Source organism: Bradyrhizobium sp. (assembly GCF_035701725.1).
Lineage (GTDB): Bacteria > Pseudomonadota > Alphaproteobacteria > Rhizobiales > Xanthobacteraceae > Bradyrhizobium.
In genome coordinates, this window is sequence record NZ_DASSRP010000408.1 from 1 (window position 1) to 10375 (window position 10375).

Annotated in this window: 8 protein-coding genes and 1 pseudogene; 6 read left to right on the top strand and 3 right to left on the bottom strand. The window is 62.4% G+C overall.

Features of this window, described 5'->3' with window-relative positions:
• The first annotated feature begins 586 nt into the window (after positions 1-586).
• From VFL62_RS24785 to VFL62_RS24800, 4 genes are all read left to right on the top strand, one after another.
• Positions 587-1462, top strand: coding sequence for an MBL fold metallo-hydrolase (locus VFL62_RS24785; protein WP_325175029.1), 876 nt, complete (start codon positions 587-589; stop codon positions 1460-1462).
• 34 nt (positions 1463-1496) lie between these two features.
• Positions 1497-2078 carry a hypothetical protein gene (locus tag VFL62_RS24790; protein WP_325175030.1) on the top strand — a complete coding sequence of 194 codons (582 nt, stop codon included), beginning with the start codon at positions 1497-1499 and terminating at the stop codon, positions 2076-2078.
• 195 nt (positions 2079-2273) lie between these two features.
• Positions 2274-3050 carry a hypothetical protein gene (locus tag VFL62_RS24795; protein ID WP_325175031.1) on the top strand — a complete coding sequence of 259 codons (777 nt, stop codon included), beginning with the start codon at positions 2274-2276 and terminating at the stop codon, positions 3048-3050.
• Between the two features lie 124 nt (positions 3051-3174).
• Entirely contained in the window at positions 3175-4797 is a 1623-nt protein-coding gene (locus tag VFL62_RS24800; RefSeq protein WP_325175032.1) for an ABC-F family ATP-binding cassette domain-containing protein, read from the top strand.
• A 9-nt stretch (positions 4798-4806) separates the two neighbouring features.
• On the opposite strand, the gene VFL62_RS24805 is transcribed toward VFL62_RS24800, so the two are convergent.
• The 3 genes from VFL62_RS24805 to VFL62_RS24815 all read right to left on the bottom strand — a co-directional run bounded on the left by VFL62_RS24805 (position 4807) and on the right by VFL62_RS24815 (position 9363).
• Positions 4807-5040 (bottom strand): hypothetical protein, encoded by a 234-nt coding sequence (locus VFL62_RS24805; RefSeq protein WP_325175033.1) that lies wholly within the window; start codon positions 5038-5040, stop codon positions 4807-4809.
• 439 nt (positions 5041-5479) lie between these two features.
• Positions 5480-8743, bottom strand: a complete 3264-nt coding sequence (locus VFL62_RS24810; RefSeq protein ID WP_325175036.1) for a CusA/CzcA family heavy metal efflux RND transporter — start codon at positions 8741-8743, stop codon at positions 5480-5482.
• Between the two features lie 257 nt (positions 8744-9000).
• On the bottom strand, positions 9001-9363 hold the full coding sequence (locus VFL62_RS24815) for a VOC family protein (RefSeq protein ID WP_325175034.1): 363 nt from the start codon (positions 9361-9363) through the stop codon (positions 9001-9003).
• Positions 9364-9535: 172 nt separating this feature from the next.
• Between VFL62_RS24815 and VFL62_RS24820 the strand changes: the two genes are divergently transcribed.
• Both VFL62_RS24820 and VFL62_RS24825 read left to right on the top strand, forming a co-directional pair.
• Positions 9536-10168 carry a hypothetical protein gene (locus VFL62_RS24820; protein WP_325175035.1) on the top strand — a complete coding sequence of 211 codons (633 nt, stop codon included), beginning with the start codon at positions 9536-9538 and terminating at the stop codon, positions 10166-10168.
• An 11-nt stretch (positions 10169-10179) separates the two neighbouring features.
• Positions 10180-10375 (top strand): annotated as a pseudogene (locus VFL62_RS24825) (SAM-dependent methyltransferase); the annotation flags it as partial.

Here is a 10375-nt window from a genome sequence, read left to right on the forward strand (position 1 = left end):
CGACGCGCCGAGTATCCCCACGCCCGGGACGAAAGTATAACCCGGCATCCTGATCGCGTTTGGCGGCACGTGATGAAGAAAACCGTATTCCGGTCGATACGGTAACGCTTCGCCTTCTGCCATCGTGGGCCCTCGGTAAGTCGCAGTCGCTCGATGGAGTGCGTGCTGAGTGCGATGCATTTTTGCAGAATGGCCGCTGCCTGAAGCTGAATTTGCGGGAGGCACGAAAACAAGCGTAAGCACGGCGCCGACGACGCGAAGCGGTGTGCTGCGTGACATGTGGGACTCCCTCTCTCGCTCTTGGATCGCCCCTTCGGCAATTCAAGTTGATGCAATGTAGCGAGTTCCAAAGTCACTTGCGTTAAAGAATCCTTTAGAGCCGGCGCGTGCGCGTGAGATTACTCCGGGTCACACGACCGTCGCGTTAAGACAGATCGTGCGCGGGATCTCCGGCAAAAATGATCGCCAGAGCCTGGCGCGGCCGGCGAGCCGGACTCCCCGTGCAACAGTGCCCTGTTCACGTCCGGCTTGACCCACCTAGCGCCGCCGCTACGCTGATTTTTCGAACGGTCGACACGAGGGGACCATGAAGCAGATCAGGATTGGCGACGTCACCATCGATTCCGTGATCGAGCGCGACGGGCCCTGGCGGCGGCCGCAGGACTTCTTTCCGGCCTATGACGAGGCGACATTCCGCCGTCATCTGCCGTCGATGGAGCCCGAGGTCTGGGACGAGGCGGCAGGCAAGATCGTCATCACCTACCAGACCTTCGTGGTGCGCACGCCCCGTTACACCATCCTGGTCGATACCTGCACCGGCGAGGACAAGGGCCATCCGCCGCCCTTCGATTTTCCCGGCAAGGAGCGCTGGCGCAATGAACTGTTTGCGCTCGGCATCGGTTTCGAGCAGGTCGATTACGTCTTCTGCACCCACCTGCATATCGATCACACCGGATGGAACACGACGCTGCGCAACGGCCGCTGGGTGCCGACATTTCCGAACGCGAAATACGTGTTTCACAAAGGCGAATATGCGGCGTGGGAAGCCGAGCACAACAAGCGCAACGATCCACCGGGGACGGTGTTCCGCGACAATTGCCTGCCGATCGTCGAGGCCGGGCAGGCGCTGCTCGTCGATGACGACTACGCGCTCGACGATACGATCACGCTGACGCCGACGCCGGGGCACTCGCCCTGTCACTGCTGCGTCAATATCCACTCCAAGGGCAAGCGCGCGGTCGTCGCCGGCGACCTCATGCACCACGCGATCCAGTGCCGTGAGGTCGACTGGTCGTCGAAGCCCGATTGGGACATGAAGCAGTCGGCGCAGTCGCGGCGGAAATTCTTCACCTCCGTCGCGGGCACCGACACGCTGATCCTGCCGATCCATTTCCCGTCGCCGACTGCGGGCTTCATCACGGCTGATGGCGGGCGCTTCAACTATCGCTTCAAGCGCGATTGAGCTTTCTCGACAGGAACAGCGAAAGAAACCGGAAATGCCAAAGCGCTTCTTGATCGTCCTTCTGGCCGCGCTCGGCGCAGCGCCGATCCTCGCTACGCCCTTGTTGGCCGCGGAGACCAAGCCCGTGATCGACAACGAACGCGTCAAGGTCTGGGATACGACCGATGCGATGCCTTCGATGCCCGACGATTTCGTCGCCATCGACTTCGCCAAGGGCAGCGCCGTTTACGGTCATGCCGGCGAAACCGCGGGTCAAGCCGGCGTTCGCAGCGTCATTATCGGCCTGAAGAATCATCCGCTCGCGCCACTCCCCAACAATTCCGGCTATCCCAACGCCTATCCGCGCCCCCACATCGACAAGCTGATTGAAAACGACCGGGTCATCGTCTGGCACTATCGCTGGTATCTCAACGATCCGACGCCGATGCATTTTCACGACAAGGATGTCGTCGTCGTTTATCTCGAAGATTCGCCGTTGCAGTCGACCGAGCCGAGCGGCAAGGCCGTCGTGAACGAGTACAAATCCGGCGATATCCGCTTCAACAAGCGCGACCGCATCCACACCGAGCTCGTGGTGCGCGGTTCGGCGAGCGCCGTGATCACGGAATTGAAGTAGGGGACGCCCTTCGCTCCCGGCGCGTCCTGATCTCGCCCCACGCGTGTTGGCCATAGCATACGCCCCCCTGGCGTGTCGGATGGCCCGGGTTCTCTGCCCGAATAAGTTCTCAGGCTTGCCGGATTGGGGTCGCATTGCGACCTAGGTCGCGTTCGAAGGTCGTGCCCGGATTGGGGGCGCAACACCGGAGTATCCATGTCCGGCCATCGACGCTTTTGCGTAGCGGCTTCTCTTCTCGTTGCAGGTCTGTCGAGCTCGCCTGCCTCCTCGAATGCCCTGACGGATTTGTTCAACCCTGCCCCTCAAGAGGCCGCTGCGCCGGCTCCCGCGCCCGTCCAGCAGCAATGCCTGTCGCAACCGGGCAGGTCGGCGGCGCCCGGCCAGCACTGGGTCTATCATCTCGAAGGCCACCGGAAATGCTGGTTCCAGGCTGACGCGGCGACTGTAGCGGCCAAAAGGCCGATTTACCACCACACGCCGAAGCGGCCTGTCGTCGCTCCCGAAGAGAATGAGGCCGAGCTGCACAAGAAGGCGGTCTTGGATGCGCGGGCTCAAGTGCTGAGCGCGGCGCCGGCGAGCGCGCCTCAGGCGGCGGCCTCTGCGCCGGAGGTGGCCGAGGCAGCTCCTGCACCCGCCCGCGAGGCGGCAGTGGCTGGGCTCGCGGCACCCATGGTTGCCCCGCCCACTATCGATGCGCCGGACAAGGCACCGCCGCACTCGGTCGACGTCGAGATGCTTTTGGCGGCATCGACGGACAACAAGGACATGGCTGCCCCCTCGGTGCCAATGGCTGCCACCTCTGTGCCGTCGACGACTGCCGACGAGCCTTCCGCTGTCGCCACGAACGCCTTTGAATTCACGGTAGCTCGGGCGGGGACGGGGCTCATTGCGCTGGGTTTTGCCTTCTTGCTTGGCGCACTCCTGGTCAACCGATTTCTCGATCAGAGAGGCCCGCCAATTGGTCGGACGTAGGTGTTGAATCTGCCAGGCTTGTGAAGTCCCAAGGGGCATGGCGGGTTGCGGCCGGACACCCTTCCACTCTCGTCCGATATCGCTTAAGAGCGGCCCGAAACCTTGATCCGGGCTCCCCTCACGCATGATACGTCTCGACAACATTTCCAAGCAAATCGGCCACCAGATTCTGTTCATCGAAGCCTCCGCCGCGCTTCAGAAGGGCGAGAAGGCCGGCCTGGTCGGCCCCAACGGCGCCGGCAAGACCACGCTGTTCCGCATGATCACGGGGCAGGAGCTGCCGGACGAAGGGCAGGTGTCGACCGATCGCGGCATCACCATCGGCTATTTCAGCCAGGATGTCGGCGAGATGAGCGGCCGCAGCGCCGTGGCCGAGGTGATGGACGGGGCAGGGCCGGTTGCCGAGGTCGCGGCCGAATTGCGGGCGCTGGAAGCGGCGATGGCCGATCCCGACCGTGCCGACCAGATGGAAGAGATCATCGCCCAGTATGGCGAGGTGCAGCACCGGTTCGAGGAGCTCGACGGCTACGCGCTGGAGGGCCGCGCCCGCGAGGTGCTGGCGGGGCTTTCGTTCAGTCAGGAGATGATGGACGGCGACGTCGGCGTGCTCTCCGGCGGCTGGAAGATGCGCGTGGCGCTGGCGCGGATTCTTCTGATGCGTCCCGACGTGATGCTGCTCGACGAGCCCAGCAACCATCTTGATATCGAGAGCCTGATCTGGCTCGAGCAATTTTTGAAGGGATACGAGGGCGCGCTGCTGATGACCTCGCACGATCGCGAGTTCATGAACCGCATTATCAATAAAATTATCGAGATCGACGGCGGCTCGCTCACCACCTATTCCGGCGACTACGAATTCTACGAGACCCAGCGCGCGCTCGCCGAAAAGCAGCAGCAGGCGCAGTTCGAGCGCCAGCAGGCGATGCTCGCGAAAGAAATCAAGTTCATCGAGCGCTTCAAGGCGCGCGCGTCCCATGCGGCTCAAGTGCAGAGCCGGGTCAAGAAGCTGGAGAAGATCGAGCGGGTCGAGCCGCCGCGCCGGCGGCAGACCGTGGCCTTTGATTTTCCGCCGGCGCCGCGCTCGGGCGAAGACGTCGTCAGCCTCAAGGGCGTGCAGAAGGCCTATGGCAGCCGCGTCATCTACGACGGTCTCGATTTCATGATCCGCCGCAAGGAGCGCTGGTGCGTGATGGGCGTCAACGGCGCCGGCAAATCCACGCTGCTCAAGCTGGTCGCGGGGTCAACCGATCCCGATGACGGCACGGTGGCGCTCGGCGGCAGCGTCAAGATGGGCTACTTCGCCCAGCACGCCATGGATCTGCTCGACGGCGAGCGCACGGTGTTTCAATCGCTGGAAGATGCGTTTCCGCAAGCCGGCCAGGGGAGCTTGCGCGCGCTCGCCGGCTGCTTCGGCTTTTCCGGTGACGACGTCGAAAAGAGATGCCGCGTGCTGTCCGGCGGCGAGAAGGCGCGGCTGGTGATGGCGATCATGCTCTACGATCCTCCGAATTTCCTGGTGCTGGACGAGCCGACCAACCATCTGGACATGGCGACCAAGGAGATGCTGATCGCGGCGCTGTCGCAATACGAGGGCACGATGCTGTTCGTCTCGCACGACCGGCATTTTCTCGCCGCGCTTTCCAACCGCGTGCTCGAGCTGACGCCCGAAGGCATCCATCAATATGGCGGCGGCTACACCGAATATGTCGCGCGCTCCGGTCACGAGGCGCCGGGTCTGCACAGCTAGCTGACCGGCTCAGAACCAGCTCGGGTTCGGATAGGGATCTCGCTTGTAGGGCGACGTTCCGCCCGGCGAATAAAGCGGATTGCGGGCGCAGGCATTGGAGCCGCGATCGTCCCACAGGCCGCGTGCGCGCCACGCGCTCCAGGCCTCGTAATCGTAGACCTTGCTAAAGGGATTTCCCGGCTCGATGGTCGCGCAATAGGTGCTGACCGCCGGCTGCGGGATTGGTCGCGGTTGCCGGGCCATTGACGATCCTGCTGCCAGGGCAACGATCATAAGAGCTGCAACAGGAAAAAGTCCGTTTCTCATCATGTGTTCCTCGTTCGGCTCGCCGTTATGCCATCAAGCTCCGGCGAAGCAAATCCGTTGTATGGCAGCATTGCTGCCGTTGATGACCTCGCAATGGAACATTGACAAATCAGAGCTTCCTTACCAAGCTTCACGTTGACCAACGCGGAAAGTTGGCCGAAGCAGAGGAGGTTTGATGACTCCACCTGCACATCGTGCCGCGACGATCGCCGACGCATCGGTTCGGGCTCAGGCGTAGCGGCAACCCCACGAACACCGTCCCGAGAGCGGCCTAGGGCCCGCATCAGTAGGGCATGGGCCCACTGGCCCCTCTCGGCATGGATCTGGATCGCGCCGCGCGGCGGCGGCGTGATCGCCCGCCGGTTCTGATTGCGGCTCATGTCCGATGTTCGGCTTGTTGCGGACCTTGTTCGGGGCCTTGCTCCGGGCTTGGGCGCGGCGCCTCGTGAGCCTCGCGTCCCAGGAAATAGCTCTGCAGCGCCGGCACCACCAACAGCAGCATGATCGGGCCGATCAGCATTCCTCCCACGATGACGGTCGCCAGCGGCCTTTGCACCTGACTGCCGATGCCGGTCGACAGCGCGGCCGGTAGCAGTCCGATGCAGGCCGACAAGGTCATCATCAGGATCGGCCGCATCTGCTGGTCGACCGCCTCGAACATCGCTTCTTCGGGATCGACGCCATGGCTGACGACGCGGTAGTAGCCGTGAATGATCAGGATGCCGCTCATCACCGCGACGCCGAATAGCGAAATGAATCCGATCGCTGCCGAGATCGAGAAGTTCAGGTCGAAGACATAGAGGCCGATAATGCCGCCGGAGATCGCAAAGGGAAGCCCGAGCAGCGCCAGCAGACTGTGACGGAACGAATTGAACAGGCCGTACAGCAGCACCATGATGAAGACGAACGTCACCGGCAGGATAATGGCGAGCCGCTTCTTGGCCTGCTGCAGCCATTCGAACTCGCCGGCCCAATCGATCCGGTAGCCGGTCGGCAGCTTGATGTTCTTGCCGATGCGTTCCTGGGCTTCCTCAACCGCGCCGGCGAGATCGCGGCCGCGCACCGAGAATTTGATCGGGACAAAGCGCTGGTTGCGTTCGCGGAAGATGTAGGATGCGCCGGTGTCGAGCGTGATCGCGGCGAAGTCGCTCAGGGGAATGTAGGCGGTTCCACTCGCGGTCTGCACGCCGACCTTGAGGTTGCGCACCTTCTCGATGTCGTTGCGGTATTCGGGCGCAAGCCGGACCGCCACGCCGAACTGGCGGTCGGCCTCGAGCAGGTTGGTTGCGACGGTGCCTCCGAGCGCGGCCTGCACGACGGTGTTGGCGTCGCTGACATTGAGGCCGTAGCGTGCGGCTTTTTCCCGATCGATCTTGATGTTGAGATTGGGCTGACCCAGCACCCAGAACGCGCCGAGGTCGGCGATGCCGGGCACCTTGGCCATTTCGGCCATGGCATCCTTGGCAATCTTCTCCAGCGTTACGAGATCCGGACCCACGATCTTGATGGAGTTGGCGCCCTTGACGCCCGACAGACCTTCCTCGACGTTGTCCTGGATGTATTGCGAGAAGTTGAAATTGATGCCGACGAATTTTTGGGAAAATTCGGCCTGCAATTCCTCGACCAGCTTTTCCTTGGTGTAGTTAGCCGGCCACTCGTCGAACGGCTTGAGCGGCACGAAGAACTCGGCATTGAAGAAGCCGGCCGCATCGCTGCCGTTGTCGGGACGGCCGTGCTGCGAGACGACTGTGATCACCTCGGGATGTTTCAGCAGGATTTCCCGCATCTGGTTGACGAGCGGCATGCCGGCCTCGAGCGACAGCGTCGGCGGCATCGAGGCGCGAATCCACAGATTGCCTTCCTCCAGCGTCGGCAGGAACTCGCTGCCGAGGCGCGAGCCGAGGAAACCGGAGAGCACAAGAAAGACCAGCCCGATCGCGATCGTGACCGGCCGCCGCCGCAGCGACCAGCGCAGCACCGGCTGATAGACGCGGCGGATGCCGCGCACGATGAAGGTCTCGACCTCGCTGACATGCGCAGGCATCAGGAGCGAGCACAGGCACGGCGTCACGGTGAAGGTCGCAAGCAGCGCGCCGACCAGCGCGTAGGCATAGGTGCGGGCCATCGGGCCGAAGATCTGGCCCTCGACGCCCTGCATCGTGAACAGCGGAATGAAGGCTGCAACGATGATGGCGGTGGAAAAGAACACCGCGCGGTCGACCTGCAACGCGCTGATCAGGATCAGCCGCAGCCGCCCGGTCCAACCCGTGTCGCTCGACGGCTGGCCGGCGCCAGTCGGATCGTCGCCCCAGTGCTTTTCGGCGAGCTGGTGAAACAACTGCTGCCGCTCCTCCGGACTCGAGGCGAAGTTACGGTAGATGTTCTCGACCAGGATCACCGCGGAATCGACGATGATGCCGAAGTCGACCGCGCCGACCGAGAGCAGGTTGGCGTCTTCGCCGCGAATGACCAGGATGATGATCGAGAAGAACAGGGCGAACGGAACGTTGGCGCCGACGATGACTGCGCTTCTGAGGTCGCCGAGAAACAGCCACTGCACGATGAAAATCAGAAGACAGCCGAACAACAGGTTGTGCAGCACGGTGGAAGTGGTGACCCCGACCAGCGTCGAGCGGTCGTAGAACGGCACGAGCTTCAAGCCGGGCGGCAGGCTGCCGTCGGAATTGATCTTCTCGATCTCGGAGCGGACGCGCTTGACCACATCGTTGGTGTGCAAGGTGCGGTTCATGATGATGATCGCCGCGACCACGTCTTCGTCATGGTCGCGCCCGGCCTTGCCGAGCCGTGGCACATAGCCGACCGAAACCTTGGCGACGTCCTTGACGAAGATCGGCAGGCCGCTGGGCGAGGCCAGCATCACATTCTCGATGTCGCGAACCTTGTAGCCTTGCGTCAGATCGGCTTCGCCGCCTGAATCCATCAGGCCGACGCCGCGCACGTTCACCGATTGCTGCCCGATATTGATGGTGCGGCCGCCGACATTGACGTTGGCGTTGCCGAGCGCCGCGATGACCTGCTGCAAGGTCACGCCATAGGCTTCCAGCTTCCGCGGATCGACCTCGACGTCGTATTCCTTGGTGGTGCCGCCCCAGGTGTTGACCTGCACCACGCCGGGCACCGAAAGCAGCCGCCGCTGCAGGATCCAGTCCTGCACCGTGCGCAGGTTGCTCAGGCCGAAATGCGGCGGCCCGACCAGCTCATAGCGGTAGATTTCGCCGACCAGGCTGGTTCCCTGGATTTGTGCGTTGACATTGCCGGGCAGCGTGACGTTCTGCTGAAGATTGATGGCGGTCTGCGTCAGCGCGAAATAATAATCGACACCGTATTGAAACACGACGCGGACAAAGGACAGGCCGAAGAACGAGGTCGAGCGAATGACGTCGACGCCCGGCGTGGCCGCAAGCCCGACCTCGATCGGAATGGTGTAATAGCGCTCCATCTCCTCGGCGGAAAGGCCGCTCGACTGCGCCGTGATCTCCAGCATCACCGGCGCCGGATTCGGATAGGCTTCGATGTTGAGCCGGGAAAATGCGAAGATGCCGGCCGCCACAAAGCCCAGCAGGCCCAACAGGACCAGCGGACGCCGGGTCAGGCTGAAGGTGAGAAGTCCTTTAAGCAGAGATCGCCCCCTGAATTCAAAGGTCCGCGTCACGTCCAATGAACGGGAATTGGACGAATCCCGAAGCGCTCCTCAATTCGGGCGAGATGGTAGACATTTTCGGCGCGCGGCTGAAGCCCAAATTGCCGCAAAAACGCGCAACCTGCATAGGATTATCATAGCCAAAGCCGCGATCGGGCTTGTCCTTTTCCCGTTCCTCGCATTCGCCTTTCCGCGCCCGTCAACCGGGCGCTGACTGCGACGGTCTTGCGACGGGTTCAGGGAGCCGCGACGGGCTGCGCGAAATTCAGTGGATAGCCGTTGTCGTCCAGCACGCCGAACTCGCGCAAGCCGTACTCCATCGTTTCGATCGGATAGGCGATGCGCACACGCGTCTTCAGTCTCTCCCACAACGCGTCGACATTGTCGACGTCAAGATAGATCGAGCCCGTGAAGCTGGGCCCCCGCCAGGGCTGATGGGCATTGGGCAGGGCCAGCATGATGTCGGCTGCGCCCAGCTGGACGCGTGCAAAACCCTCCAGTTGCAGGGTGCAGGTGAAGCCGAGCTGCTCCACGTAAAACTTGACCGACCGCGCAACGTCTTCAGTTGTGAATACGACGGAGATTCCGTGAACGCTCATTCATCAGCTCCTGCACTGCGGTCGGCCAATAAACGTCAAGCCTCGAACATCGGCATGTTCGGGCCTTTCACTTTCGCTTGGGTCCAAATGAGTAGGCGCCGACCGCTTTTCGTCCGCGTCCATCGTGCTATTCTAAAACCAGATCCGGAAGCAATCCGGACGGGAGGGAACCATGCAGAGGGGATTTGCGGCGCGATGCGCCGGCTTGCTTGCCGTCGGGCTATGCGCCGTCGCGCTCGATGCGCAGGCCGCCGGCAATGATGCCAACATCTGTATCAAAGAAACCGGCGAGGCCGCGATCGATGCCTGTTCGCGCGCCATCCAGTCCAAACGCTATGCCGGTCACGTGCTGGCGCGCCAGTATTTGAGTCGTGGCGTCGAACGGCGAGCGAAAGAGGATTATGAATCCGCGCTTGCGGATTTTGCCGAAGCGGCCAGGATCGACAAGAAATATGCCGATGCGTTCTACAACCGTTGCGCGGTTTATAATTTCAGAAAAGAATACGACGCCGCCATCGCCGAATGCAGCCAGGCCATCAAGCTCGGTCCCAGCGCTGATGCGGTCGTAGCCGGTGGCAGCGAGCGCCTTGGAAAGGATAATGCGTTGTCCGACTATTATGCCGAACGCGGTTTCGCGTATTTCAAAAAGGACGACTATGTCCATGCGCTCCCGGACCTCGACAACGCCGTGCGCCTCAATGCCAATAACGGCAGGGCGCTGAAGACCCGCGGGCTCACCTATGAGGCCAAGGGCGATTCGCGCGCGGCAGCCGATCTCGCTTCAGCCAAGCTGCTGGGCGAATGAGGCCCGCGTTCATGTCGGAAACAACGACGCGGGACCATTGGGAAACGGTCTACACCACGCGCGATGAAACCGAGGTCAGCTGGTTTCAGGATAGTCCATCACCCTCGCTTGAACTGATCGAACAGCTGCGGCCGCCAAAGCAGGCCGACATCATCGATGTCGGCGGCGGCGCCTCGCGTCTCGCCGATGCTCTCCTGGAGCGCGGCT